The 25,152-nt window shown below is 67.5% G+C and carries 21 protein-coding genes; 4 read left to right on the top strand and 17 right to left on the bottom strand.

Going from position 1 to position 25,152, the window contains the following annotated elements; all coding sequences use genetic code 11:
* Positions 1–7: 7 nt before the first annotated feature.
* A complete protein-coding gene (locus ACQY8B_RS11790; protein ID WP_422086878.1) occupies positions 8–1,186 on the bottom strand; it encodes an efflux RND transporter periplasmic adaptor subunit in 1,179 nt (392 codons plus the stop codon).
* Between the two features lie 82 nt (positions 1,187–1,268).
* Entirely contained in the window at positions 1,269–2,879 is a 1,611-nt protein-coding gene (locus tag ACQY8B_RS11785) for an efflux transporter outer membrane subunit (RefSeq protein ID WP_422086877.1), read from the bottom strand.
* 257 nt (positions 2,880–3,136) lie between these two features.
* Between ACQY8B_RS11785 and ACQY8B_RS11780 the strand changes: the two genes are divergently transcribed.
* Entirely contained in the window at positions 3,137–3,697 is a 561-nt protein-coding gene (locus ACQY8B_RS11780; RefSeq protein ID WP_081270516.1) for a fasciclin domain-containing protein, read from the top strand.
* 180 nt (positions 3,698–3,877) lie between these two features.
* Here ACQY8B_RS11780 and ACQY8B_RS11775 read toward each other — a convergent pair whose 3' ends face one another.
* Positions 3,878–4,594 carry a helix-turn-helix domain-containing protein gene (locus ACQY8B_RS11775; protein ID WP_422086876.1) on the bottom strand — a complete coding sequence of 239 codons (717 nt, stop codon included), beginning with the start codon at positions 4,592–4,594 and terminating at the stop codon, positions 3,878–3,880.
* Between the two features lie 71 nt (positions 4,595–4,665).
* Here ACQY8B_RS11775 and ACQY8B_RS11770 point away from each other — a divergent pair, with 71 nt between their 5' ends.
* Together ACQY8B_RS11770 and ACQY8B_RS11765 are read left to right on the top strand one after the other, a co-directional pair.
* Complete coding sequence (locus tag ACQY8B_RS11770; protein WP_422086875.1) at positions 4,666–4,899, top strand: helix-turn-helix domain-containing protein; 234 nt, start codon at positions 4,666–4,668, stop codon at positions 4,897–4,899.
* A gap of 4 nt (positions 4,900–4,903) precedes the next feature.
* Positions 4,904–5,140 carry a hypothetical protein gene (locus ACQY8B_RS11765; RefSeq protein WP_422086874.1) on the top strand — a complete coding sequence of 79 codons (237 nt, stop codon included), beginning with the start codon at positions 4,904–4,906 and terminating at the stop codon, positions 5,138–5,140.
* Here the strand turns inward: ACQY8B_RS11765 and ACQY8B_RS11760 are convergent.
* The 11 genes from ACQY8B_RS11760 to ACQY8B_RS11710 all read right to left on the bottom strand — a co-directional run bounded on the left by ACQY8B_RS11760 (position 5,091) and on the right by ACQY8B_RS11710 (position 18,424).
* The gene (locus ACQY8B_RS11760) at positions 5,091–5,594 is read right to left on the bottom strand and encodes a hypothetical protein (protein ID WP_422086873.1); all 504 of its coding nucleotides are present in this window, start codon (positions 5,592–5,594) and stop codon (positions 5,091–5,093) included. The genes ACQY8B_RS11765 and ACQY8B_RS11760 overlap by 50 nt on opposite strands.
* 25 nt (positions 5,595–5,619) lie before the next feature.
* Positions 5,620–7,611 carry an ABC-F family ATP-binding cassette domain-containing protein gene (locus ACQY8B_RS11755; protein WP_422086872.1) on the bottom strand — a complete coding sequence of 664 codons (1,992 nt, stop codon included), beginning with the start codon at positions 7,609–7,611 and terminating at the stop codon, positions 5,620–5,622.
* A 167-nt stretch (positions 7,612–7,778) separates the two neighbouring features.
* On the bottom strand, positions 7,779–8,657 hold the full coding sequence (prmB, locus tag ACQY8B_RS11750; RefSeq protein WP_422086871.1) for a 50S ribosomal protein L3 N(5)-glutamine methyltransferase: 879 nt from the start codon (positions 8,655–8,657) through the stop codon (positions 7,779–7,781).
* Positions 8,654–9,835 (bottom strand): succinyl-diaminopimelate desuccinylase, encoded by a 1,182-nt coding sequence (gene dapE / locus ACQY8B_RS11745; RefSeq protein WP_422086870.1) that lies wholly within the window; start codon positions 9,833–9,835, stop codon positions 8,654–8,656. Before dapE ends, prmB begins: the two co-directional genes overlap by 4 nt.
* 23 nt (positions 9,836–9,858) lie before the next feature.
* Positions 9,859–11,007 carry a PilT/PilU family type 4a pilus ATPase gene (locus ACQY8B_RS11740; protein WP_422086869.1) on the bottom strand — a complete coding sequence of 383 codons (1,149 nt, stop codon included), beginning with the start codon at positions 11,005–11,007 and terminating at the stop codon, positions 9,859–9,861.
* 63 nt (positions 11,008–11,070) lie between these two features.
* Positions 11,071–11,904 carry a 2,3,4,5-tetrahydropyridine-2,6-dicarboxylate N-succinyltransferase gene (gene dapD, locus ACQY8B_RS11735; RefSeq protein ID WP_422086868.1) on the bottom strand — a complete coding sequence of 278 codons (834 nt, stop codon included), beginning with the start codon at positions 11,902–11,904 and terminating at the stop codon, positions 11,071–11,073.
* A 40-nt stretch (positions 11,905–11,944) separates the two neighbouring features.
* Positions 11,945–13,165, bottom strand: a complete 1,221-nt coding sequence (dapC, locus tag ACQY8B_RS11730) for a succinyldiaminopimelate transaminase (protein WP_422086867.1) — start codon at positions 13,163–13,165, stop codon at positions 11,945–11,947.
* 86 nt (positions 13,166–13,251) lie between these two features.
* Complete coding sequence (locus tag ACQY8B_RS11725) at positions 13,252–14,262, bottom strand: DUF3829 domain-containing protein (protein ID WP_422086866.1); 1,011 nt, start codon at positions 14,260–14,262, stop codon at positions 13,252–13,254.
* 90 nt (positions 14,263–14,352) lie between these two features.
* The gene (locus ACQY8B_RS11720) at positions 14,353–14,991 is read right to left on the bottom strand and encodes a LysE family translocator (protein ID WP_422086865.1); all 639 of its coding nucleotides are present in this window, start codon (positions 14,989–14,991) and stop codon (positions 14,353–14,355) included.
* Between the two features lie 18 nt (positions 14,992–15,009).
* Complete coding sequence (gene argA / locus ACQY8B_RS11715) at positions 15,010–16,356, bottom strand: amino-acid N-acetyltransferase (protein ID WP_081270528.1); 1,347 nt, start codon at positions 16,354–16,356, stop codon at positions 15,010–15,012.
* Between the two features lie 70 nt (positions 16,357–16,426).
* Positions 16,427–18,424 (bottom strand): AAA family ATPase, encoded by a 1,998-nt coding sequence (locus ACQY8B_RS11710; protein WP_422086864.1) that lies wholly within the window; start codon positions 18,422–18,424, stop codon positions 16,427–16,429.
* Positions 18,425–18,879: 455 nt separating this feature from the next.
* Here ACQY8B_RS11710 and hrpA point away from each other — a divergent pair, with 455 nt between their 5' ends.
* Positions 18,880–22,665 (top strand): ATP-dependent RNA helicase HrpA, encoded by a 3,786-nt coding sequence (gene hrpA / locus ACQY8B_RS11705; RefSeq protein ID WP_422089183.1) that lies wholly within the window; start codon positions 18,880–18,882, stop codon positions 22,663–22,665.
* A gap of 71 nt (positions 22,666–22,736) precedes the next feature.
* Here hrpA and ACQY8B_RS11700 read toward each other — a convergent pair whose 3' ends face one another.
* From ACQY8B_RS11700 to ACQY8B_RS11690, 3 genes are all read right to left on the bottom strand, one after another.
* Positions 22,737–22,895, bottom strand: coding sequence for a DUF3309 family protein (locus ACQY8B_RS11700; protein WP_013541242.1), 159 nt, complete (start codon positions 22,893–22,895; stop codon positions 22,737–22,739).
* Positions 22,896–23,019: 124 nt separating this feature from the next.
* Complete coding sequence (locus ACQY8B_RS11695) at positions 23,020–24,192, bottom strand: pyridoxal phosphate-dependent aminotransferase (protein WP_422086863.1); 1,173 nt, start codon at positions 24,190–24,192, stop codon at positions 23,020–23,022.
* Positions 24,189–25,130: a CysB family HTH-type transcriptional regulator gene (locus ACQY8B_RS11690; RefSeq protein WP_007832298.1), complete on the bottom strand. Its 942-nt coding sequence runs from the start codon at positions 25,128–25,130 to the stop codon at positions 24,189–24,191. The genes ACQY8B_RS11695 and ACQY8B_RS11690 overlap by 4 nt, the downstream gene beginning before the upstream one ends.
* Between the last annotated feature and the right edge of the window lie 22 nt (positions 25,131–25,152).

Below are 25,152 nucleotides of genomic sequence, written 5' to 3'. Positions count from 1 at the left end.
CGGGGCCTCACTTTTCCTGCGGCGTCGGCGCCGGGTCGTTGGATGGCTTGACGCTGTTGTCCACCGTGACCGGCGTGCCGTTCTTCAGCTTGTTCTGGCCGCTGCTCACCACCACCTGGCCGGCTTGCAGCCCCTTGACGATGGCGATCTGGTCGCCGCGCGTCGGGCCGGTTTCAATGAAGATCTGCTGGGCCACGAGCTGGGGCTTGCCGGAGGCGTCGGTGGCGGGCGCCGGTGCAGGCGTGCCGGGCGTACCCGGTGCACCGGCCTTGGGCGGATCGGCCGGCTTCACCACGTACACGGTCGAGCCGTAGGGGTTGTAGGTCACGGCGGTGGAGGGCAGCGTCAGGTATTCCTGTATGCCGCCGATGTCGATCTTCACGTTCGCGAACATGCCCGGCAGCAGCACCTGCTTGGGGTTGGCGATGGTGGCCTGCACCTGCACGTTGCGCGTGGCGGCGTCCACCTTGGGGCTGATCGCGTTGATCTTGCCGCTGAAGGTCTGGCCCGGGAAGGTGTCGACCGTGAGGTTCACCACCTGGCCGACCGCGAGCCCTGCGAGCTGCTGCTGCGGCAGCGTGAAGTCGACGTAGATCGGGTCGAGCGTCTGCAGCGTGACCAGCTTGTCGCCGGCGTTCACGTACTGGCCGGGATTGAGCGCGCTGATGCCCAGTCTGCCCGCGAAGGGCGCGCGGATGGACTTCTTGGCCACGACGGCGGCCTGCTGCTCGACCTGCGCGCGCTTGGCCTTCAGGTCGTTGGTGTCGGCGTCGATCTGCGCCTGGCTCACGGCCTGCACCGCGAGCTGCGCCTGGTCGCGCTTGAGCACGGTGGCGGCCTGCGCGGCGGCGGCTTCGGCGGAATGCAGCAGGGCGATGTCGGAATCGGCGTTGAGTTCGACCAGCAGCGCGCCGGCCTTCACGTCCTGGCCCGACTTGAAGTGCACGGTGTGCACCAGGCCCGCGACTTCAGTGCTCAGGTCGGCGCCGCGCACCGGGTTGAGCGTGCCGACGGCGGTGAACTGCGACTGCCACTGCAGCTTCTGCACTTCGGCGGTCGACACGGTCTGCGGACCCGGCTTGGGCACGGCCGCAATCAGCGCGCGGATCTGCAGGAACTTGCCGAGCGCCAGCGCGGCGACCAGCAGCAGCACGCAGCCGATCATGATGATCATTCTCCGGGTCATGGGTAGGCTTCTCTTCGAGTTATGGATGAGGGGTTGGGGCGCGGTGGCAGGGGAGTGTGGTGCCGCCGCGGGGTCGATGGGGTCAGTTCCGGACGGGGGCCGCGGTTGCGGCAGCGGCAGCGGGCGCGGCGGGCACGGTCGGCGCCAGGGTCGCGTTGGCCAGCTCGGCGCGGTTCCACCAGCCGCCGCCGAGCGCCTGGAAGAGCGCGGCGGTGTCGGCATAGCGCGCAGCCTGCGCCTGCACCAGCGCGGTGTGCGTCTGCAGCCAGGCCTGCTGCGCGGTGAGCAGCGTGACGTAGCTCACGGCGCCGGCGCGGAACTGCGCGGTCGACAAGTCGAGCGACTGCCTGGCGAGCGATTCGGCCGCGGCCTGGTTCTGCAGCGCGATGGCGTCGAGCTCCAGCGCGCGCAGCGCATCGGCCACGTTCTGGAAGGCGCCGAGCACGGTGTTGCGGTACTGCGCCGCCGCCGAGTCGTAGGCCGCCACCGCGGCGCGTTGCTGCGCCCGCAATGCGCCGCCGTTGAAGATCGGCTGCGTGAGCCCGGCGCCGATGCTCCACAGCGTGGTCGGGCCGGTGAACAGGTCGCGCGCGCGCAGCGCGTTGTTGCCGTAGCTGGCGCTCAGCTGGATCTGCGGATAGAGATTGGCGGTGGCCACGCCGACGGCCGCGCTGGCCTGGTGCAGCTGCGCTTCGCTGGCGCGCACGTCGGGCCGCTGGCGCGCGAGTTCGGAGGGCAGCGACAGCGGCAGCGCCTGCGGTAGCGAGAGGCTGGCGAGGTCGAACTCGGGCAGCCCCGCCTCGGACGGCAGCCGGCCGGCGAACACCGCGAGCTGGTGGCGGGTCTGCGCCAGTGCCTTCTCGATGGGCGGCAGCGTGGCCTGCGTTTGCGCGACCTGCGTGCGCTGCTGCAGCACGATCGACTTGGGGATCGCGCCGGTGTCGAACTGCTTTTCGATCACGTTGAGCTGCGCGGTCTGCGCCTGCAGCACTTCGCGCGTGGCCTGCAGCTGCGCGCGCAGCGAGGCCTCGCGGATGGCGGTGGTCACCAGGTTGGAGGTGAGCGTGAGGTACACCGCCTCGACCTGGTAGCGCTGCGTGTCGACGGCGGCCTGGGCGCCCTCGATCTGGCGGCGCGTGCCGCCGAACACGTCGAGGTTGTAGGAGACGTTGACGCTGGCGTTGTACAGCGTGAGCAACTGGCCGCCGGGCACCTGGCTGGTGATTTCGGAAGCGCGCTCGCGCTGCACGCCGAGCTGGGCCGAGACCTGCGGCCACAGGCTGCCCGTTTTGGCCTCGTAGGTGGCCTCGGCCTGGCGCAGCGCGGCCTGCGCCGACGCGAGCGTGGGGCTCTGGGCCAGCGAGGCGCGGATGAGCTGGTCGAGCGGCTCGGAGCGGAACACGTCCCACCACTGGGCGGGAATGTCGCGGCCGGCCACCAGCTCCTGCGCCTGTCCGGCCGGGCCGTCGGCCTGGGCCGTGCGCGAGGGCAACGGCGCGGGCGTGTAGTCAGTCCCTTGGGCGGCGGCGGGCAACTCCGGGGTCTTGAAGTCCGGGCCGACCGCGCAGGCGCTCAGCAGCAAGGCGGTGCCGAGCACGGCACCTTGAACGGGCCACCCCGCGAGGCGGCGCACGGAGACCGCGCGCGGCTTGATGGGGTGATCCTCCGACGCTTTGTTTTCTTGATTTGGCATGGGGCAGCGGTTGTACACCCGGAAACGCCGGGAGACCTGACTCTTTCGTGAATCTCGCAGCAATCGCTTCTTGCCGCGAGGCCGGCGCGACGAAATTGGTATTACACGGCGCGAAATGCTTCGCAGCGGTGTCAAGTGCGGACGGGCTCGGCCGGCTTTTTTGTCCCGCCGGCCGAATCTGTTGTGCACATGGCGCCGTACTGATCGCAGCCGCCGCGATTTTCACGGGGGTCCATTCAACAACCTGGAGCATTTCCATGCAACGCAAACTTCATCGTCTCGCAGCCGTCACTCTCGCCTTCGCCATGTCCGCCGGTGCCGTTTCGGCCATCGCGGCTTCGGTCATGGTGGGCGGTGCGCCGATGCTGCCGACCAAGGACATCATCGACAACGCCGTCAATTCGAAGGACCACACCACGCTGGTGGCCGCAGTCAAGGCCGCGGGCCTGGTCGACACGCTCAAGGGCCCGGGCCCGTTCACCGTGTTCGCGCCTACCAACGCCGCCTTCGCCGCCTTGCCGGCCGGCACCGTCGACACCCTGCTCAAGCCCGAGAACAAGGACGCGCTGACCGGCGTGCTGACGTACCACGTGGTGTCGGGCAAGCTCGACGCGGCCGAGCTGAAGAAGGAAATCAAGGCCGGCAAGGGTTCCGCCGAGCTGAAGACCGTGGCCGGCGGCGTGCTCGTGGCCAAGGAAAAGGGCGGCAAGATCATGATCACCGACGAAAAGGGCGGTACCGCCACGGTGACGATCCCCAACGTCTACCAGTCGAACGGCGTGATCCACGTGGTCAACAAGGTGCTTCTGCCCAAGTAAGGCGGCCCGGGAGAAGAATTAGCCTGGAATTAGCTTTGAGCGAGGTCAGGTTGCAAGCAGGTTCGCAAGCGATATTCAAGTTTCTCCCTGTGGCCTGCAATCCTCTGATCCTCCCTCCTCCAGCAGGTCACCTTGAAGCCCGCCTTCGTGCGGGCTTTTTTTTGCCCGCCGCTCGCGCATTCAGTCTTCGTCTTCCCACTTGCCGATGACGGTGCCCAGCACGGTGAAAGCGGTGCGTATGGGCTCGTGCTTCGGGTTCAGCGGCAGCAGCCAGCGACGGCCGTCTTCTTCCTTGTAGACCTTGCAGGTGACTTCGCCGCTGTCTTCCAGCCTGGCAATGACGCGCTCGCCGTCGGCCGGCGTCTTGAGCTGGGTGTCGACGAAGACGATCGACCCTGCGGGATAGCTCTTGAGGTGGCCGCTGGCCGCGGTCATGCTGTCGCCGCGCATGCGCAGCGCGTAGGTTTGGAGGCTATGGTGGGCAATGCACGGAATCCACCGCTCGGCCCGGGGCTGGTCTGACACTTCGCGGCTGTCCCATCGTGCGGCGTCCGGCCATTCGATGAGCGGCACGGTCTGCGGCGTGCGCGGGTTGTACGAAGGGCCGGCGGGGGGCGTGCGGGTCACGCGGTAGGGGCCGGGCGGCTCGTCGGCGCGGTCGCGCGCGGGGCGTACCTGGTCTTCGTCCCAGGGCGCGGGGCCGTCGCCGGTGTCGAGCCAGTTCGGGTCGGCACGGTAGGCGCGCGCCAGGGCGAGCACGCTCATCGAACGGCTGGTGTCGCCGCGCTCGATCTTCGAAATGCTCGATTGCTTGACGCCCGACACGGCTTCCGCCTGCTTCTGCGTCATCTTCGCGAATTTGCGCGCTGCGAGGGCGCGGCTGGCAATGCTCTCCATGCGCGGGGATTTAAGCTCAAATGAATATTCGGCGTGGACTCTAGAATATGAAAAACAGGGAGGAAATTGCCGTGAAACCACGCGAGTTGGTGCAGGCGCTGAGAGCCATGGGGCTCACGCAGAAGCAGATCGAGGCGAGGACTGGAATCCCGCAGCCCACCGTCAGCAAGATCGGATTGGGGCGTGTGCGCGATGTGATGTCGCGCCACTACCTGGCGCTGCTGAACGTCTACGAACAGGAAGTGACGGGCCAGGTCGTGCAGCCGGCCCGGGTCTACACGCCGCGCAAGCGGGCCGGCGAGTGAAGCGGTGCGCCGCCTTTCGTTGCCGTCGGGGCTGTGCCTCGACCGCATGCTGTGCGTGCTGCTGGCGTTGCTGTCGGCCGCGTCGCTGATCTACGGGCTGTGCGCCGCGAGGCCGGCCTTCGCGGGCGCGGGCGTGTTCGGCCTGGCCGGAGCGCTGCAGGTGGCGCTGGTGTTGCTGGACGACGATGCGCTCAGGCGCTCGCGTGCGGTTCGGGCGGCGCTAAGGCGAGAGTGGCGCTGACGCGCACGCAGTCCTTGATGTGCTGCTCGCCCAGCGCGCGCAGCGCGGCATAGCCGAGGGCGGCCGAAACGATCTGCCCGGCAATGGGAACGTATTTGGTCGCCTGCTTGGCGGTCAGGCGCACGCCCGCATGCTTTGCCAACCGGATCAGCAGGTCGCGCGTGACCAGCCGCCCCACCAGCAGGGCGCCCACCGTGGTGGCGGCCTTCTGGATGCGCTCGCGCTGGTGCGGCGCGAGCCGTTCGACCTGGGTGACCGACAGGCCGAACTCGGCGCTGATCTGCGGCACCAGCCGCGAGAGCAGCGCCGCGTCGGCCATCCAGTCGACGCCGGGCAGGGGAACGGCGCTGGCCGCGGCCGCCATGAGGGCCTTGCGGCCGATCAGGCGGCGCGCGCGGTGCACGGCGGCGACGAGCTTCTCGTCACCTTGGGCCAGTTCGATGGCAGACGGCATCCGGTGCCCCTTTCAGGTTCCAGGTTCAGGCCGCGAGCGCTTCGAGCTGGTCCGACAGGGCCAGCCAGCGCTCCTCGAGACGGCCGATTTCGTCGTTCAGGGCCTTCAGCCGCTTGCCGGCTTCGGCAATCTCGGCGGAAGGCAGCGGCTGGCTCATGCGGGCCTCGAGCGCGGCGCGTTCGGTGCCGGCGGCGGCCAGGCGCTCGTCGATCTGGGCGATCTCGCGCTTGATCGGCTTGGCCTGGTCGCTGCGCTGCTGGCGCTCCTGCGCGTCCTGCTTGCGCTGCTGCGGCGCGGCGGGGGCGGCCACCGGTGCAGCGGCTGCGGCAGCCGCGGCCGAGACGGCCTCGCGCGTGGCGACCTTGGCTTCTTCGCGCAGGCGCTTGGCTTCGTCGAGCAGGTAGCGCTGGTAGTCGTCCAGGTCGCCGTCGAAGTCGCCGACCACGCCGCGGCCGACCAGCCAGAACTCGTCGCACACCGAGCGCAGCAGCGCACGGTCGTGGCTCACCAGCATCAGCGTGCCTTCGAACTCGTTCAGCGCCACGGCCAGGGCCTCGCGGGTGGCCAGGTCCAGGTGGTTGGTGGGTTCGTCCAGCAGCAGCAGGTTGGGGCGCTGCCACACCATCATCGCAAGCACGAGGCGGGCTTTTTCGCCGCCGCTCATGGTGCCCACGGGCTGCTTGACCATGTCGCCGCTGAAGTTGAAGCTGCCCAGGAAGCCGCGCAGGGCCTGCTCGCCCGTGGCTTCCTTGGCATTGCTGCCGAGCTCGCGCGCCATGCGCACCATGTGCTCGAGCGGGGTGTCCTGCGGGCGCAGCACGTCGAGTTCCTGCTGCGCGAAGTAGCCGATGTTCAGGCCCTTGCCCTCGGTCACCTGGCCGGCCAGCGCGCCCATTTCGCGCGCGATGGTCTTCACCAGCGTCGACTTGCCCTGGCCGTTGGCGCCCAGGATGCCGATGCGCTGCCCGGCCAGCACCGAGCGGCTCACGCCGCGCAGGATGGTCTTGGGCTCTTCGTTCTCGATCTCATAGCCGAAGCTCGCGTTGGTGATCGACAGCATCGGGTTGGGAATGTTGCCGGGCTCCTTGAACTCGAAGGTGAAGTCGGCTTCGGCCAGCAGCGGCGCCACGCGCTCCATGCGCTCCAGTGCCTTGACCCGGCTCTGCGCCTGCTTGGCCTTGCTGGCCTTGGCCTTGAAGCGGTCGATGAACTTCTGCAGGTGGGCGATCTTGTCCTGCTGCTTGACGAAGGCCTGCTGCTGCTGCTCCATCTGCAGCGCGCGCATGTCCTCGAACTTGCTGTAGTTGCCGCCGTAGCGCGTGAGCTGGGCGTTGGCGATGTGCAGGGTGACGTCGGTCACGGCGTCGAGGAACTCGCGGTCGTGGCTGATGACGATCATGGTGCCGGGGTACTTCTGCAGCCAGGCTTCGAGCCAGACCAGGGCGTCCAGGTCCAGGTGATTGGTGGGTTCGTCGAGCAGCAGCAGGTCGCTCGGGCACATCAGCGCGCGGGCCAGCTGCAGGCGCATGCGCCAGCCGCCCGAGAAGCTGTTGACGGGCTCGTCCAGCTCGTGCGCCTTGAAGCCCAGGCCCAGGATGAGCGCCTGCGCGCGCGGCACGGCGTCGTGCTCGCCGGCGTCGGCCAGGTCGGTGTAGGCGTGGGCCAGCTGCATGCCGATGTCGGCGTCGTCAGGGTTCTCGGCGTAGGCGGCCTCGATGGCGGCCAGCGCCTCGCGCAGCTCGGTGAGGCGGGTGTCGCCGCCGACCACGAAGTCGGTGGCCGACTCGTCCGTCTCGGGCATGTTCTGCGCCACCTGGGCCATGCGCCACTGTTTGGGCACGTAAAAGTCGCCGCCGTCTTCGTGCAGCGTGCCGTTGAGCAGGGCGAACAGCGTCGACTTTCCGGCGCCGTTGCGACCCACCAGGCCGACCTTTTCACCAGGGTTGAGGGTGACGGTGGCGCCGTCGAGCAGGACCTTGGCGCTGCGGCGAAGAATGACGTTTTTGAGAGTAATCATGAAAAAGAACCGTAGGGGCGATTATCCCGCCCGGCCCCTTCGGCTCGGCGAAAAGGGGCATAGGCGCGGGGGAATCGCCCGGTAAATGGGGATTCGCAGCCAGTTGCTGCGAGAAAGCGGCTGAAAGGGGCGGGACTGGCGCAGCTAACGCACGCCGGCACCGGCCCTCATGGCGCGATGAGCGACGCCAGGGCCGCACGGGTCACGAGCAGCACCTGGTCTTCGCCTGCCGAGGTTTCGAGCCACACCACCTCGAGCTGCGGGAATGCCGCCTCGAAGTAGTCGCGCTCGTTGCCGATTTCCAGCACCAGCACCGCCTGTTCGCTCATGCGCGAAGGCGCGTCGGCGAACAGCTGGCGCACGAAATCCATGCCGTCGGTGCCGCCGGCCAGGGCCAGTTCGGGCTCGGCGCGGTATTCGGCGGGCAGCGCGGCCATGCTGGCGCTGTTGACGTAGGGCGGGTTGCACAGCACCAGGTCGTAAGGGCCTGGCAGGTTCTTCAGGCCGTCCGATTCGATCAGCGTGACGCGTGCATCCAGCTGGTGGCGGGTGACGTTGATGGCCGCCACCTCGAGTGCCGGGGTCGACAGGTCGGCTGCGTCCACGGTCACGTCCGGATAGGTGAGGGCCGCCAGCACGGCCAGGCTGCCGTTGCCGGTGCACAGGTCGAGCACGCGCCGGGTGTGTTCGCCGAGCCAGTAGTCGATGCTGCCGTCGGCAATCAGCTCGGCGATGAAGCTGCGCGGCACGATGGCGCGCTCGTCCACGTAGAAAGGCACGCCCTGCAGCCACGCTTCTTTCGTGAGGTAGGCGGCGGGCTTGCGGCTGGCGATGCGCTCGTCGATCAGCGCGGCCACCTTTGCTGCGTCGGCGGGCGACACGGTTGTGTCGGCCACGGCGTCGATGTCGTCCAGCGGCAGCTTCAGCCGCCAAAGCACCAGCCAGGCGGCTTCGTCGAAGGCGTTGGCGGTGCCGTGGCCGAAAGCCACGCCGGCGGCTTCGAGCTGTTTCGCGCCCGATTCGATGAGCTCGATGACGGTGTTCATGCGGCAAGCGCAGCATTGAGCTGCTTCAGCGTGCGCACGTAGATGTTCTTCAGCGTCTCGATCTCTGCCACGTCGATGTGCTCGTCGATCTTGTGGATGCTGGCGTTCACCGGGCCGAGTTCGACCACCTGCCTGCAGATCTTGGCGATGAAGCGCGCGTCGCTGGTGCCGCCGCTGGTCGACAGCTCGGTCTCGATGCCGGTCTCGTCGCGGATGGCGCCCTGCACGGCGGTGACGAGCTCGCCCGGCGTGGTCAGGAAGGGCAGGCCGCCGATTGTCCAGGCCAGGGTGTAGTCGACCTGGTGCGCGTCGAGCACGGCGTGCACGCGCTGCTGCAGCGACTCGGGCGTGGACTCGGTCGAGAAGCGGAAGTTGAAGTCGATCACCGCGCTGCCCGGTATCACGTTGCTCGCGCCGGTGCCCGAGTGGAAATTGCTGATCTGCCAGCTGGTCGGCTGGAAATAGGGGTTGCTCGCGGCGTCCCAGCCGCCGGCGGCGTTGATGGCCACCAGCTCGGCCAGCGCGGGGGCCACGGCATGCACCGGGTTCTTCGCCAGGTGCGGATAGGCGATGTGGCCCTGCACGCCCTTGACCGTGAGCTTGCCGCTCATGGTGCCGCGGCGGCCGTTCTTGATCATGTCGCCGCAGCGTTCCACGGCCGTGGGCTCGCCGACGATGCAGTAGTCGATGACCTCGCCGCGCGCGGCCAGCGCGTTGCAGACGACGACCGTGCCGTCGACGCCGGGGCCTTCTTCATCGCTGGTGAGCAGCAGGGCCAGGGTGAGGCGGGGCTGCGGCACGGCCTGCAGGAATTCTTCGATCGAGGTGACGAACGCGGCCACCGAGGTCTTCATGTCGCAGGCGCCGCGGCCGTAGAGCTTGCCGTCGCGGTGCGTGGGCGTGAACGGGTGGCTGGTCCATTGCTCGACGGGGCCGGTGGGCACCACGTCGGTGTGGCCGGCGAACACCAGCGTCTTTGTCGCAGCGGCGGCGTTGGCCGGGCGGCGCACGGCCCAAAGGTTGGTCACGCGGAAGTCGGCGGGACCGCTCTCGATGGTCTCCAGCGTGAATCCCAGTTGCGCCAGCCGCTCGCCGAGGATCTGCTGGCAGCCCGCGTCGTCGGGAGTGACCGAGGGACGCGAGATGAGTTGTTCGGCGAGCTGGAGGGTGCGGGACATGTCGGAAGGAGTGGCTCTGGAAACTAGAAGCGGACGTCGAGCGTGATGTCCGTGAAGGTGGGTTCGTCGACCTGGTCGGTCAGGCTGCGGTCGTCGGCCACCGCCTTGGGCGCGGCGCGGTTCTGCAGGCGCCACAGCAGGTTGGTGGGCGAGTCGGCCTGGGCCAGGCCTTCTTCGCGGGTCACGCGCTCTTCGGTGATGAGCCGGGCGATGTCTTCCTCGAAGGTCTGCGAGCCCTCGGCCATCGACTTCTCCATGGCTTCCTTGACGCCGGAGAAGTCGCCTTTTTCGATGAGTTCGGCCACCAGCGCGGTGTTGAGCATGACCTCGACAGCGGGCACGCGGCTGCCGGCCTGGGTGCGCAGCAGGCGCTGCGACACCACGGCGCGCAGCGCGCCGCCCAGGTCGCCCAGCAGCGTGGCGCGCACCTCGACGGGGTAGAAGCCCAGGATGCGGTTCAGCGCGCGGTAGCTGTTGTTGGCGTGCAGCGTGGCCACGCAAAGGTGGCCCGACTGCGCATAGGCAATGGCGGCCGTCATGGTTTCGCGGTCGCGGATTTCGCCGATCTGGATCACGTCGGGCGCCTGGCGCAGCGCGTTCTTCAGCGCGACATGCAGCGAGGCGGTGTCGCTGCCCACGTCGCGCTGGTTCACCACCGACTTCTTGTTGGTGAATGTGAATTCGATCGGCTCTTCGACCGTGATGATGTGGCCGCTGGCGTTCTCGTTGCGGTAGTCCAGCATCGAGGCCAGCGTGGTGGTCTTGCCCGCGCCCGTGGCGCCCACCATCAGGATCAGCCCGCGCCGTTCCATGATGAGCGTCTTCAGGATGTCTGGCAGGTTCAGGTCGGCAAAGCGCGGAATGGTGTGGCTGATGTAGCGCACCACCACCGCATAGGAGCCGCGCTGGCGCATGGCGCTGATACGGTAGTTGCCGGTGCCCTCGAGGGCCAGCGCCATGTTGAGCTCGCCGGTGCTCTCCAGTTCCTGGATGCGCTCGGGGGGCGCCACCTCGGCCAGCAGCGCCAGCGGCGCCGAGGGCGGCAGCACCTGAGCGTTGATGGGCACGCAGTTGCCGTTGATGCGGATCAGCACCGGGGAGTGGGCCGACAGATAGATATCGGAGGCCCTGCGCTCGGCCATCAGGCGAAGAATTCGCTCCATCATGTTCATCGGTCTCTCTCCTCGGGTGCTGTTGTTCTCTCAGGCGGAAAGGCGCGTGCTCCGGGGGAGCGATCAGTCTCGCAGCAGGTCGTTCAGGCTGGTCTTGGAGCGCGTCTGCGCGTCGACCGTCTTGACGATGATCGCGGCGTAGGTGCTGTAGTCCTGGCCCGACTTGGTCTTCTTGGGCAGGTTGCCGCTGATGACCACGCTGCCGCTCGGCACGCGGCCGTAGGAGATTTCGCCGGTGTCGCGGTTGAAGATGGGGGTGCTCTGGCCGATGTACACGCCCATGCCGAGCACCGAGTTTTCTTCGACGATCACGCCTTCGACCACTTCGGAGCGCGCGCCGATGAAGCAGTTGTCCTCGATGATGGTCGGGTTGGCCTGCAGGGGCTCGAGCACGCCGCCCAGGCCCACGCCGCCCGACAGGTGCACGTTGGCACCGACCTGCGCGCACGAACCCACGGTGGCCCAGGTGTCGACCATGGTGCCTTCGCCCACGTAGGCGCCGATGTTCACGTACGAGGGCATCAGGATCGCGCCCTTGGCGATGTAGCTGCCGCGGCGGGCCACGGCCGGCGGCACGATGCGCACGCCCGATTCCTTCAGCTCGCTGGCCGACAGGTGCGAGAACTTGGTCGGCACCTTGTCGTAGAAGCCGAGCGAGCCGGCCTGGATCTGCTCGTTGTCCTTCAGGCGGAACGACAGCAGCACGGCCTTCTTGATCCACTGGTGCACGGTCCACTGGCCCATGCCTTCGCGGGTGGCCACGCGCAGCTTGCCGTTGTTGAGTTCGGTGATGACGTGATCGACGGCGTCGCGCACTTCGGCCGACGAGGCGGAGGGCGAGATGTTGGCGCGGTCTTCCCACGCGGCGTCGATGATTTGTTGCAGTTGCTGGGTCATGGAGAAGGTCTCGTGTGAAAAATGGGAGCCGGGGCGCGGGTCAGCGGCGGCCGGCCGTGTTGTCCTTGCAGAAGCGCACGATGCGCTCGGCGGCCTCGACGCATTCGGCTGTTTCCGCCACCAGCGCCATGCGGATGCGGCCCCGCCCGGGGTTGGCGCTGTGGCTGGTGTCGCGCGCCAGATAGCTGCCCGGCAGAACCGTGACATTGTATTGAGCGTAGAGCGCACGGGCGAAGGCTTCGTCGTCGCCAGCCCACACTTCGGGCACGCCGGCCCAGAGGTAGAAACTGGCGTCGGGCAGCCGCACGTCGAGCACCGGTTCGAGCAGTGGCGTGACGGCCGCGAACTTGGCGCGGTACATGGCGCGGTTCTCGACCACATGGGCCTCGTCGCCCCAGGCCGCGATGCTGGCGGCGGCCACGGTGCCGCTCATGGCGCTGCCGTGGTAGGTGCGGTAGAGCAGAAACTTCTTGATGATGGCCGCGTCGCCGGCCACGAAGCCGCTGCGCAGCCCCGGCACGTTGCTGCGCTTGGACAGCGAGGTCAGCGCGATCAGGTTCCTGAAGTCGGGTCGGCCCAGCTTCACCGAGGCCTCCAGGCCGCTGAGCGGGGGCTCGTCGCGGAAGTAGATCTCGCTGTAGCACTCGTCGGCCGCGATCACGAAGCCGTGGCGGTCCGACAGGGCGAAGAGCTTCTTCCATTCGTCGAGCGACATCACCGCGCCGGTCGGATTGCCCGGCGAGCACACGAACACCAGCTGCGTGCGGGCCCAGACGGCTTCGGGGACGCTGTCCCAGTCGACCGCGAAATTGCGCGCGGGAATGCTCGGCGCGTAGTAAGGCTCGGCGCCCGAGAGCAGGGCTGCGCCCTCGTAGATCTGATAGAACGGATTGGGCGAGATCACCACCGGCTGCGGCGACACGGTGGCGTCGATCACGGTCTGGGCCAGCGAGAACAGCGCCTCGCGCGAGCCGTTGACCGGCAGCACCTGCGTGGCCGGGTCGAGCGCCAGGCCGTAGCGGGTCTGGAGCCAGTCGGTGAAGGCGGTGCGCAGCTTCAGGTCGCCGGCGGTGGCCGGGTAGGCGGCCAGCGCGCCCAGGCTGTTGCTCAGCGCCTCCTTGATGAAGGCCGGCGTGGCGTGCTTGGGTTCGCCGATTCCCAGGCTGATGGCGGGGAATTCGGGGTTGGGCGTGACGCCCGCGAACAGTTGCTTCAGCCGCTCGAAGGGATAGGGCTGCAACCTGGAGAGCAAGGGATTCATGGCCCGGATTATCGGCGACCGCCCGGGCCGCCGATGGACGCGTGCCTGCTCAGCCTGCCGCAGGCCGCGTCGTGACCGGCAGCGCTTCAGCAGAGCGGGTGGTTGAACTGGCCGATCATGTTGGCGAAGTTCTGGTTGTAGCGGTTGGCCGAGTTGACGATGCTGGAGCTGCGCATGTGCGCCGGCAACCGGGCCATCGCACCGCTTTCCTTGCGCTTGAACACGCCGTCCTTGATGTCCTTGACCATCGAGCGCGACTGGCCGATGAACTCGTTGATCTTCAGCATGCCGCCGTCGCAGACCTTGCCGCTCTTGGCGGACTGCTCGCCCATCTTCTTGCTCCAGCCCTCGGCCGACTCGGCCACCAGCGCCAGCGAGGCCTCGAAGGCAGCCAGCGCCTTGGGGTCGTTGGGCGATTCGAACAACGCATTGGCGTCGCCGTGGTTGAGCTTGCCGTGGTAGATGAGCCCGGCGCGGTAGTAGGCGGCGGTGTCCTTCGGGGCCTTCTCGAAGGCCTCCTTGGTCAGGACCCGGTCGCGGGCGCTCAGGCCGTCGTCGAACGCGGCCTCTGCCTTGGCGACGGTGGTGAGCGCGGCCAGGTAGTCGGTGTTCATCTGGCGGGCCTTGTCGCCGTTGTCGGCAAGGTAGCCCTTGGAGTTGGCGTAGTTGTTCAGCTCGCGGCTCAGCGGCGAGAGCACCTTGAGAGCGGCGGAAAACGCCTTGGCCGATTCATCGATCTCGGGCATCGGCGCGCCGATGGCTGCGGCGGTATCGAGCTTCTTCGCCGAGCGGTCGATGAAGATGTCGTTCTGGATGCGCAGGCTGGTCAGCGGCGCCTTGGCCTGCAGCAGCGGCACCTGCTGCGCCATGTATTCCTCGCGCGCTTGCTGGAACGAGGTGCTCAGGCTGTTCGACACGTCGACGTAGATGTTGTATTTCTCGATTTGCTGCTGCTCGGTGTCGGCGGGCATGGCCTTGGCTTGCGGGGCTGCCCCTGTTTTGTCGGCCGTGCCGGCCTTGTCGCCGCAGCCAGCCACCAGTGCCGATGCCGCCAAGAGCGTGGCGCCCAGGGTCGTTGTCCAGTTCCAGTACTTCATTCTTTCTTCTCCTCCGTTAAAAAAGAAACGCGCAGGCATGCCTGGCCGTCAGGACCGGCCAGGCGGGAACATTGGGGGTGGTAGGGGCGGTCAGGCCGCGCTGCGCCTGTAGAAGGCCAGCGAGCCAGCCAGCGCCAGCAGCATGCCGCCGCAGGCGCGGTCGATCCAGCGGGTGGCCGACACGGTCAGAAGCCGGATCGCGCGGGCGCCGACGAAGGCGTAGGCCAGCATCACGGTCATGTCCAGGCCCGCGAAGATCAGGGCAATGATCAGGTACTGCGGCGCCTGCGCAGCCGAAGGATCGATGAACTGCGGCAACAGCGCCGAGCAGAAGATGTAGCCCTTCGGGTTGGTCACCGCCACCAGGAAGGACTTGAAGAAGATCCGGCGGCTTTCGCCCGCCGTCACCGACGCGGCGGCATCGGCCGTCGGCAGCTGCAACCCGCCCTTGGAGCGCAGCATGCGCAGGCCCAGCCACGCGAGGTAGACCGCGCCGACCCACTTCAGCATCGAGAACCAGAACTCCGACGCAGCCAGCAGCGCGCCGAGCCCGAGCGCCACGGCGCCCACCAGCACGAAATCGGAGAGCACCGCACCGAGCATGCCCGGCAGCGCGCGTCGCACGCCGTGCCGGGACCCGTTGCTGAGCGCCAGCAGCACCGTGGGGCCGGGCGTGGCGATGGCGGCGAAGGCCACGATGGCGAAGAGCAGGGCGGTGGCGAGCGACATCGTGGGGTCTCCTTCGCGTCAGATTTTCTTAACCAGGACCTGGCTCTTGCGGTCCCAGTTGTACTTGCGCTTGCGGGCCTCGGGCAGCCAGTCGGGGTTGACCTGCTGGAAGCCGCGCTTGAGGAACCAGTGCATGGTGCGCGTGGTGAGCACGAAGATGCTGTCCAGGCCCATGGCCTTGGCGCGGTGCTCGATGCGCTTGAGGATGCGTTCGCCGTCGCCCTGCGACTGCGTATGCGGCGACACCGTGAGCGCGGCCATCTCGGCGGTGCGCTCCTCGGGGTACGGGTAGAGCGCCGCGCAGCCGAAGATCACGCCGTCGTGCTCGATCACCGTGTAGTGGCCCACGTCGCGCTCGATCTCGTTGCGGTCGCGCTTGACAAGCGTACCGTCGCGCTCGAAGGGCTCGATGAGCTGCAGGATGCCGCCGATGTCGTCCACCGTGGCCTCGCGCAGGCTTTCGAGCTTTTCGTCGATCACCATGGTGCCGACGCCGTCGTGCACGTACACCTCCAGAAGCAACGAGCCGTCGAGCGCGAACGGCAGGATGTGGTTGCGCTCCACGCCGGCCTTGCAGGCCTTCACGCAGTGCTGCAGGTAGAAGGCCGTGTCCGTCGGCTTCTGCGGCGGCGGCAGCGAGGCGAGCAGCTTCTCGGCGGCGTCCAGCGGCAGTTCGGTGTCGATGGGGTTGTCTTCGCTTTCGGGCAGCTCGCTGTCCATGCGGATGCCCGGTATTTCCGTCAGGAAGATCAGCTTGTCGGCCTGCAGCGAGATGGCGACGCTGGTAGCGACTTCTTCCATCGTCAGGTTGAAGGCCTCGCCGGTCGGCGAGAAGCCGAAGGGCGACATGAGCACCATCGCGCCGAAGTCGAGCGTGCGGCGGATGCCCGCCGCGTCCACCTTGCGCACCAGGCCCGAATGCTTGAAGTCGACCCCGTCGACCACGCCCACGGGGCGCGCGGTGATGAAGTTGCCCGAGATCACGCGCACCGTCGAGCCGGCCATCGGCGTGTTGGGCAGGCCCTGGCTGAAGGCGGCCTCGATCTCGTAGCGCAACTGGCCGGCGGCTTCCTGTGCGGAGTCGAGCGCCACTTCGTCGGTGATGCGGATGCCGTGCGAGTACTTTGCCTCGTGGCCCTTGGCCGCGAGCTGTTCGTTGACCTGCGGGCGAAAGCCGTGCACCAGCACGATCTTGACGCCCATGCTCTGGATCAGCGCCAGGTCTTGCGCGATGTTCTGCAGCTTGCCCGCCGCGATCGCCTCGCCCGCCAGCCCGACCACGAAAGTCTTACCGCGATGCGTGTGGATGTAGGGCGCGACCGAGCGGAACCAGGGCACGAAGGTGAAATTGAAGACGGTGGACATGGGGCGTGATTGTGCATTCATGAAAAGGCGTTTGCCTGACTTGGCCAATGCCGGGCGATATCAGGCCATGTCAGGCGATCGCGCGCAGCACGCGGGCCGCGCTGGCCGGAATGGAGCCGCCGCCGGAACCCTCGGAAGGTGGCGCGGGCAGCCCGCCGTGGCGCGCGCGAAAGCTCGCCAGCAGCGCCGAATAGGCATCGGTCGATGCGCCGGTATCGCTCGTCGCCGGGTCCGGCAGGTCGAGCATGGCGGCGAGGTCGGCCGGCGCGATGGAGCCTTCGCGCATCAGCGCGTCGACCACCGCCATCAGCGTGGGTGTGTGCGCTTCGAGCAGCGAGAGAGCGCGTGCATGCTCCTGCACCAGCAGGGCCTCGATCTCGGGGTCGGTCGCCTTGACGTCGGTATTGCGGTTGTCTTCCGGATCGTTCGAGATGTCGGTGCGGCTCAGGCGCGTGCCGAAGGCGAAGTGGCGCACGTATTGCGCAGCGCAGGCCGTGGCCTGGATGAAGTCCTGCACGGCGCCCGAGGTGGTGGCCGCCTCGCCGAACACCAGCAGCTCGGCGGCGCGGCCCGCCAGGCTGACGCAGATGCGGTCGCGCAGGTTTTCCTTCGACCAGGCCTTGCGCTGCTCGTAGCTGTTGTAGCCGCCCTCGAACGAGGCCACGTTGATCTTGATCTCCTGCGGTGCGCGGCCGAACAGCAGGCCGTAGGCCACGCCGTGGCCGGCTTCGTGCACGGCGAGCAGGGCGCGGAAGTCTTCGCTCGAACGCTGCTTGAGGCGGTTCAGCTCCAGCGCCACGGGGAACTGGCGGCGCGCCTTGCGGTATTTGGCCGCGATGCACGAGGCGCGCGCGTCCAGCGCGAGCCACACCGGCTCGCTGCCGTCGGCGCCTTGCTCCAGCGCCCACAGCGCGGCATTTACCAGCGTGGCGCTCAGGATCGCGTGGATCGAAGAGAAGAGCGGGCGCGTGCCCTGCGCCGGGAACACGGCGTTGGCATAGATCTGCTCGTAAACGCTGGCGTCGAGCACGAAGCGCACGCCGGAGCTCTCCTGGATCTCGGCCACGTAGCGGTCGCAGATCGACAGGATCAGGCGCACGTAGGTCGCGCGGTTGAACGAGGGGTAGATCACGTGGTTGTTGCCCAGGCGGGCGATCTGCTCGGGGCGGAAGCGCTCGGCCAGCGCCTTCTTCACGTCGATGACGGAGAGCTTCTTCGTCAGCGCATGGAAGATGTCGGCGTCGGTGTCGCAGTCTTCGACGCGGCGGGCGGTCTCGGCGTACATCTCGTCGAGGTTGCCGGATACGAACACCAGCAGCTTGCTGTAGTCGGTCTCCCAGCTCTGCTGCGTGTCGCGGAAGGCGCGCAGGCGCGCGTGCACCTCGGCGGGCTTCCAGGCCATGATCTGAAGCAGGGTTTCTGACAGCTTGAGGCAGCGCTTCACCTCGCGCGCTTCCCAGGGCGACAGGTGCAGCTTGCGCTTCTTGTCGTCCTTCTTCTTGTTGTCGCTGGCGCCGTCGCGGTCCTGCACGTACTCGGCCTGCGCTAGCGACGATTCGATTTCGCCCAGCATCGACAGCGCCGGCGGCAGGCGGCCGTCGGACAGCAGCGCCCACACGTCCTGGTAGCGCTCGACCTTGGCGTCGTGGCCGTTGCCGTCGACTGTGCGAAAGCGCTGGAATTCGTCGAGCACCAGGATGCCGGGCTTGCCCTCGGCAATGCCCGACTCGGCCAGCATGGCCGAGATGGAGCCGCGGCTGTGATAGCCCGAGCCGTGGCTGAAGCCGTCCATCTGTACTTCGATGAAGCGGTCGTAGAAGCCCAGGTGCTGGGCGAGCCTGCGCACCAGCTGGGTCTTGCCGGTGCCGGTGAGGCCCCAGAGGCAGACCACCACGGGGCGGCTGATGAGCTGCGGCAGCACATACCAGGCGCGCAGCGAATCGATCACGCGATCGATGATGTCGTCGATGCCGAAGAGCTCGGTCTTCAGCGCCTCGGAAACGGTCTGCAGATGGCGCGAGCGCTCGGAAAGCTCGGCGTGCAGGTTGGAACGGATGTCTTTTGGCATGGTGTTTTTCTTCTTGTCGAACAAGTACAGGTACGCAAAGGCGGCCGCTCCTTCGAAACAAGGAGCCGGCGGCCGGACGCTGTGGATGTCGGTTGCGGTGCTCCGGCGTACGGAGCGCACGCGAGGCGCGGGCTTCAGGCCGGGCGAGGCAACTTGGCCCTTCCATGCGCAGCGAGCGCATGGCTTGCGCAGCGACGGCGCAAGGTGGTGGGGGCAAGGCGATAGGACATGGACGCGATCGTAGTGGCGGTTTGCAATTGAGTAAAGACTATTTACGGATCGTGTCGCAGCGAAGCCGCGTCCTGTGGATGCCGTGCAACAGCGGCAGTGCGCACCGATAATCTGCGGTTTGCCCGCCGCGCCGGCCCGACGACTGTTTTCCCTTGACGACCACGACACCCCTCCGCATCGAATTTCCTGAATCGCTTCCTGTCTCGGGCAGGCGCGACGAGATCATGGCCGCCATCTCGGCGCACCAGGTCGTGATCGTGTGCGGCGAAACGGGCTCGGGCAAGACTACGCAGCTGCCCAAGATCGCACTCGCCCTGGGGCGCGGCAAGCTCAACGCCGAGCCGGGCAAGGGCCGGCTCATCGGCCATACGCAGCCGCGACGCATTGCCGCCAGTTCGGTGGCCAAGCGCATCGCGGAAGAATTGAAGACGCCGCTGGGCGACGTGGTCGGCTTCAAGGTGCGTTTCCAGGACCGCCTGTCGCGCGATGCCTCGGTCAAGCTCATGACCGACGGCATCTTGCTGGCCGAGACGCAGACCGATCCGCTGCTGAAGGCCTACGACACCCTCATCATCGACGAGGCGCACGAGCGCTCGCTGAACATCGACTTCCTGCTGGGCTACCTGCGCGAGATTCTTCCGCGCCGGCCCGACCTGAAGGTGATCGTCACCTCGGCCACCATCGACGCCGACCGCTTCGCCCAGCATTTCGCCTCGGCCAAGGGGCCGGCGCCGACCATCATGGTGTCGGGCCGAACCTTCCCGGTGGAGCAGCGCTATCGCCCGTTCGAAGAGTCGCGCGAGCACGACCTGAACGACGCCATCGCCGATGCGGTCGACGAGCTCTGGCGCGACCCGCACAACGCGGGCGACATCCTGGTCTTCCTGCCCGGCGAGCGCGAGATCCGCGAAGCCGCCGACCACCTGCGCCGCCACGTCAGCCACCAGCCGCTGTTCCGCAGCGCCGAAGTGCTGCCGCTGTTTGCGCGGCTGTCGGGCCCCGAGCAGGACCGCATCTTCGAAAGCCACAACGGACGGCGCATCGTGCTGGCCACCAACGTGGCCGAGACCTCGCTCACCGTGCCGGGCATCCGCTACGTGATCGACACCGGCACCGCGCGCGTCAAGCGCTACAGCTTCCGCAGCAAGGTCGAGCAGTTGCTGGTCGAGCCGATCAGCCAGGCCGCGGCCAACCAGCGCGCGGGCCGCTGCGGGCGGGTGGCGAACGGCATCTGCATCCGCCTGTACGACGAGAAAGACTTCGAAGGCCGCCCGCGCTTCACCGATCCGGAAATCCTGCGCTCCTCGCTGGCGGGCGTCATCCTGCGGATGAAGTCGCTGAGGCTGGGCGACGTGGCGCGCTTTCCGTTCCTCGAGGCACCGTCGCCGCGCGCGATTGCCGACGGCTATCAGTTGCTGAACGAGCTTGGCGCGGTCGACGACGCCAACGAACTCACGCACACCGGCGCCGAACTGTCGCGGCTGCCGCTTGATCCGCGCGTGGGCCGCATGATTCTGGAAGCCCGCGCGCGCGGCGCACTCGAAGAAGTGCTGATCATCGCGTCGGCCCTCAGCGTGCAGGACGTGCGCGACCGCCCGATGGACGCGCAGCAGCAGGCCGACCAGGCGCACTCGAAATTCGACGACGAGAAAAGCGAGTTCAGCGGCTATCTGCGGCTGTGGAAATGGATCGCCGACGCGCGCGGCGGCCACGGCGACACCCACAAGCTCAGCAACCGCCAGTACGAGCAGTTGCTGCGCCAGAACTTCATCAACATCCGACGCGTGCGCGAATGGCGCGACATCCATTCGCAGCTGCTCACGGTGGTCACCGAGCACAAGTGGCGCATCAACGCCGAGCCCGCGGGCTACGAGCCGCTGCATCTGTCGATGCTCGCCGGCCTGCTGGGCAACGTGGGCTGGAAGCTCGAGGACGACGAGGCGTACCTGGGCGCGCGGGGCATCAAGTTCTACAAGCACCCGGGCGCGCACCTGAAGAAGAAGCCGGGCCGCTGGATCGTGGCGGCCGAACTCGTCGAGACCACGCGGCTCTTCGGGCGCGGCATTGCCAACATCGAGCCGCAGTGGCTCGAGCAGGTGGCGGGCCACCTGCTGAAGAAGCAGCTGCTCGACCCGCACTGGGAGAAGAAGGGCGCGCAGGTCTCGGCGCTGGAGCGCGCCACGCTTTACGGCCTGGTGGTCTACAGCGGGCGGCGCGTCGACTTCACCAAGGTCGATCCGGTCGCGGCGCGCGAAATCTTCATTCGCGAGGCGCTGGTCGGCGGGCAGTGGGAGAGCAAGTTCCCGTTCCTCACGGCCAACCGCAAGCTGGTGCGCGAGGTCGAGGGGCTGGAGCACAAGTCGCGCCGGCAGGACGTGCTGGTCGACGACGAGCTGATCTTCGCCTTCTACGACGCGCAGTTGCCCGCCGACGTGGCGAGCGGCATCACTTTCGAGAACTGGTATCGCCATGCCTCGAAGGAGCAGCCGCGCCTGCTGTACCTGACGCGCGACGAGCTGATGCGCCATCAGGCGGCGGGCATCACCACCCAGTCGTTCCCGCCGACGCTGCGCCTGGGCGGCGTCGATTGCGCCGCGAGCTATCTGCACGAGCCGGGCGACGCAAAGGACGGCCTCACGGTCAGCGTGCCGCTGTTCGTGCTCAACCAGGTGAGCGAGGAGCGCTGCGAGTGGCTGGTGACGGGCATGCTCAAGGACAAGATCCAGGCGCTGCTCAAGAGCCTGCCGCAGCGCCCGCGTTCGCGGCTGGTGCCGCTGCCCGAATCGGCCGGCAAGCTGGCGGAGGAGCTGTCGGTGCCCGAGCTGTTCGGCACCGGCTCGCTGACCGACGTGCTGCTCAAGCGCGTGCGCGACATGACCAGCATCGACGTCAAGCGCGCCGACTTCAAGCTCGACATGCTGCCGCCGCATCTGTTCATGAACCTGCGCGTGATCGACGAGCACGGGCGGCAGTTGGGCATGGGGCGCAATCTTGGTGCGCTGAAGGCCGAACTCGGTGCACAGGCACGCGGAGCGTTCCAGGCGCTGGCGGGGCTCAACGTGAAGGCGTCGCCTGAGAAGAAAGACGCGGCCTCGTCGGACCAAGGCTCCAAGGCGCCTGCGAAAGCCGCCAGCGCACCCGCGCCCGCCGCATTGCCCGCCGGCCAGCGCTACACGAGCTGGACCTTCGGCGAGTTGCCGGAGCTGATGGAAGTGCGGCGCGGCTCGCAGTCGCTGATCGGCTTTCCGGCGCTGCGCGACGAAGGGGACGCCGTGACCATCGAGGTGTTCGACGAGCCGGCCGTGGCCGCCGCCAAGCACCGCGCCGGCCTGCGCCGCCTGTTCGCGCTGCAGCTGAAAGACGCGCTCAAGTACCTCGAGAAGAACATCCCCGACCTGCAGAAAATGTCGGTGGCCTACATGCCGCTCGGCACCTCGGAGGAGCTGCGCACCCAGATCATCGACGTGGCGATCGACCGCGCATTCCTGCAGGAGCCTCTGCCGACCGACGAATTCGCGTTCAGGAAGCGGCTGGACGAAGGCCGTGGCCGGCTCACACTGATCGCGAACGAGGTGGCAAGGCTGGCTTCGACGATCCTCGTCGAATACGCTGCCGCCGCACGCAAGATCAAGGACACGAAAATCCAGCCCGATGCGGTGCAGGACGCCGCACAACAGCTGCAGCGCTTGGTCGGCAAGCGCTTCATCGCCGACGCGCCGTGGACGCAGCTGCAGCACTTCGCGCGCTACCTCAAGGCCATCGTGCTGCGGCTCGACAAGCTGCGCGCGGACCCCGCGCGAGACGCCGCGAAGCTCGCCGAACTCAAGCCGCAAGACCAGCGCTACTGGCGCCTGGTGGCCGAGCGCAAGGGCGTGGTGGACGATCGAATGCTCGAATTCCGGTGGCTGCTGGAGGAGCTGCGCGTGAGCTTCTTCGCGCAGGAACTGCGCACGCCGCAGCCGGTGAGCGTGAAGCGGCTGGACAAGGCCTGGGCGCAGCTGCAGGCCTGAGCGCCAAGGGGCGCGGCGGACGGAAAAAAGCCCGCGGATGCGGGCTTTTTCCATTCATGGGCCGCTCGTGCCTATATGCGTCCCATGAGCACGAGGATGACGACGATCAGCACGATCAGGCCTACGCCGCCGCTGGGACCATAGCCCCAGGACCGGCTGTAGCCCCAGCTCGGCAGCGCGCCTATCAGTATCAGGATCAGAACGATCAGCAGAATGAACGAGAGCGACATGTTTTCTCCAGGGCGTTGTTGTGATGAGCTTTCATGCTCACCCCGCCATGTCGCGCGGGGCGCCGGATAGCCGCCCCTTCGGTGGTCAGCCAACGTCCTACCGCTGGTGTCGGCGCTGCCGGCGTCAGAGTCGCGCGAGCCGCTCCAGCGCGGAGAGCAGCGTCTCGTCTTTCTTGGCGAAGCAGAAGCGCACCACGCGCTGGTCGAAGCCGTTGCCGTAGAAGGCCGACAGCGGGATCGCCGCCACGCCGATCTCGCTCGTGAGCCAGAGGCAGAAGTCGGCTTCGGACAGGTCGCTCACCGCAGAGATGTCGACGCACTGGAAGTAGCTGCCTTCGCTGCGCAGCAGCCTGAAACGCGTCTTCTCGGCCAAGCCGGCGGCGAACAGGTCGCGCTTGCGCTGGTAGAAGGCGGGCAGCTCCAGGTAGGGCGCGGGCTCGGCCATGTAGCGTGCGAGCGCGTGCTGCATCGGCGTGTTCACGGTGAACACGTTGAACTGATGCACCTTGCGGAACTCGGCCATCAGCGGCGCGGGGGCCGCCACGAAGCCGACCTTCCAGCCGGTGACGTGGTAGGTCTTGCCGAAGCTGCTGACGATGAAGCTGCGTGCCGCCAAGCCCGGGAAGCGGGCCACGCTTTCATGGCGCACATCGTCGAACACCATGTGTTCGTAGACCTCGTCGCTGATCACGAACACGTCGGTGGGCGCGAGCAGTTCCTCGAGCTTGCGCATCTCGGCCTCGGTCCAGACCGTGGCGCTCGGGTTGTGCGGCGTGTTGATGATGATGGCGCGCGTGCGCGGGGTCAGCGCGGCTGCGATCTTGTCGAAGTCGGGGCGGAAGGTGCCGGGCACGAGGGGCACGCGCACCACGCTGCCGCCGGCCAGCTCGATGTTGGGCACGTAGCTGTCGTAGCAGGGCTCCAGCACGATCACTTCGTCGCCCGGGCGCACCACGGCAAGGATGGCCGTGATGATGGCCTGCGTGGCGCCGGCGGTGACGGTGATTTCCGTGGCCGCGCTGTAGCCGTGGCCGTACAGCGCCGAGATCTTGGCGGCGATGGCCTCGCGCAGCGCCGGAATGCCCGGCATCGGCGGGTACTGGTTGTGGCCCGCGGCCATGGCGGCCGTCACGTCCTCGAGCAGCTTCGGGTCGCAGTTGAAATCCGGAAAGCCCTGGCCCAGGTTGACCGCGTTCTTCTCGGCGGCCAGGGTCGACATGACCGTGAAGATGGTGGTGCCGACGGAGGGCAGCTTGGTGCCCACTTCGGGCGTGCGCGGGGCGTGAACTGTGCTCATAGCTCGTAGTCTTGTTGGTGGCCGCTGAGGGCTTTGGCGATCAGGTTGCGGTCTAGGCGATCGGAGAGCAGCTCTGCGAACTTGAAGACGAAGTTGCGCAGGTAGGCGCTGCGCTTGAAGGCGACGCGGGCAATATTCTGGCCGAACACATGGCCCATGGGGCGCACCACGAGGTCGGCGTTCGACTCGTCGCGCACGGCCATCTCCGCCACGATGCCCACGCCCAGGCCAAGGCGCACGTAGGTCTTGATCACGTCGGAGTCGATGGCTTCAAGCGCGATGCGCGGCGTGAGCTTCTTCTGTGCGAAGGCGTGGTCGATGCGCGTGCGGCCGGTGAACGACGGGTGGTAGGTGATGATCGGCTCGCTCGCCAGGTCTTCGAGCGAGATGCGCTCCTTGGCCGCCAGCGGATGGTCCTTGGGCAGCACCAGCACGTGCTGCCATTCGTAGCAGGGCAGCGTCACCAGTTCGGCGTAGCCGTCGAGCGATTCGGTGGCAATCCCGATTTCGGCGATCTCGTCGATCACCATGCGCGCCACCTGGTCGGGCGAGCCCTGGTGCAGGCTCACGTTGACCTTGGGGTAGGCCTCGCGCAGGTTGGCCACGGGCACCGGCAGCACGTAGCGCGCCTGGGTGTGGGTAGTGGCGATGGAAAGGGTGCCGCTGTCCTGCGCGCTGAACTGCTCGCCGATGCGCTTGAGGTTGCCCACCTCGCGCATGATGAGTTCGATGCTGGCAATGACATGCTGGCCCGGCTCGGTGACGCGCTTGAGCCGCTTGCCGTGGCGCGCGAAGATTTCAACGCCCAGTTCTTCCTCGAGCTCGATGATGGCCTTGGAGACACCGGGCTGCGAGGTGTGGAGCGCCTTGGCTGCCTCGGTGAGGTTCAGGTTGCGCCGCACGGCTTCCTGAACAAACTTGAACTGATGCAGATTCATATCAAATTCCGTCTTATTGCGG

Origin of the sequence: Variovorax sp., from assembly GCF_965279555.1 — a bacterium.
Classification (GTDB): domain Bacteria; phylum Pseudomonadota; class Gammaproteobacteria; order Burkholderiales; family Burkholderiaceae_C; genus Variovorax.
This window is presented reverse-complemented; position numbering and strand designations above follow the sequence as displayed.

What these genes read in the sequence shown, in the direction of transcription:
- ACQY8B_RS11790 (WP_422086878.1), bottom strand. Translation starts at nt 1,186, where the DNA reads ATGACCCGGAGAATGATCATCATGATCGGCTGCGTGCTGCTGCTGGTC.
- ACQY8B_RS11785 (WP_422086877.1), bottom strand. Translation starts at nt 2,879, where the DNA reads ATGCCAAATCAAGAAAACAAAGCGTCGGAGGATCACCCCATCAAGCCG.
- ACQY8B_RS11780 (WP_081270516.1), top strand. Translation starts at nt 3,137, where the DNA reads ATGCAACGCAAACTTCATCGTCTCGCAGCCGTCACTCTCGCCTTCGCC.
- ACQY8B_RS11775 (WP_422086876.1), bottom strand. Translation starts at nt 4,594, where the DNA reads ATGGAGAGCATTGCCAGCCGCGCCCTCGCAGCGCGCAAATTCGCGAAG.
- ACQY8B_RS11760 (WP_422086873.1), bottom strand. Translation starts at nt 5,594, where the DNA reads ATGCCGTCTGCCATCGAACTGGCCCAAGGTGACGAGAAGCTCGTCGCC.
- ACQY8B_RS11755 (WP_422086872.1), bottom strand. Translation starts at nt 7,611, where the DNA reads ATGATTACTCTCAAAAACGTCATTCTTCGCCGCAGCGCCAAGGTCCTG.
- prmB (WP_422086871.1), bottom strand. Translation starts at nt 8,657, where the DNA reads ATGAACACCGTCATCGAGCTCATCGAATCGGGCGCGAAACAGCTCGAA.
- dapE (WP_422086870.1), bottom strand. Translation starts at nt 9,835, where the DNA reads ATGTCCCGCACCCTCCAGCTCGCCGAACAACTCATCTCGCGTCCCTCG.
- ACQY8B_RS11740 (WP_422086869.1), bottom strand. Translation starts at nt 11,007, where the DNA reads ATGAACATGATGGAGCGAATTCTTCGCCTGATGGCCGAGCGCAGGGCC.
- dapD (WP_422086868.1), bottom strand. Translation starts at nt 11,904, where the DNA reads ATGACCCAGCAACTGCAACAAATCATCGACGCCGCGTGGGAAGACCGC.
- dapC (WP_422086867.1), bottom strand. Translation starts at nt 13,165, where the DNA reads ATGAATCCCTTGCTCTCCAGGTTGCAGCCCTATCCCTTCGAGCGGCTG.
- ACQY8B_RS11725 (WP_422086866.1), bottom strand. Translation starts at nt 14,262, where the DNA reads ATGAAGTACTGGAACTGGACAACGACCCTGGGCGCCACGCTCTTGGCG.
- ACQY8B_RS11720 (WP_422086865.1), bottom strand. Translation starts at nt 14,991, where the DNA reads ATGTCGCTCGCCACCGCCCTGCTCTTCGCCATCGTGGCCTTCGCCGCC.
- argA (WP_081270528.1), bottom strand. Translation starts at nt 16,356, where the DNA reads ATGTCCACCGTCTTCAATTTCACCTTCGTGCCCTGGTTCCGCTCGGTC.
- ACQY8B_RS11710 (WP_422086864.1), bottom strand. Translation starts at nt 18,424, where the DNA reads ATGCCAAAAGACATCCGTTCCAACCTGCACGCCGAGCTTTCCGAGCGC.
- hrpA (WP_422089183.1), top strand. Translation starts at nt 18,880, where the DNA reads ATGGCCGCCATCTCGGCGCACCAGGTCGTGATCGTGTGCGGCGAAACG.
- ACQY8B_RS11700 (WP_013541242.1), bottom strand. Translation starts at nt 22,895, where the DNA reads ATGTCGCTCTCGTTCATTCTGCTGATCGTTCTGATCCTGATACTGATA.
- ACQY8B_RS11695 (WP_422086863.1), bottom strand. Translation starts at nt 24,192, where the DNA reads ATGAGCACAGTTCACGCCCCGCGCACGCCCGAAGTGGGCACCAAGCTG.
- ACQY8B_RS11690 (WP_007832298.1), bottom strand. Translation starts at nt 25,130, where the DNA reads ATGAATCTGCATCAGTTCAAGTTTGTTCAGGAAGCCGTGCGGCGCAAC.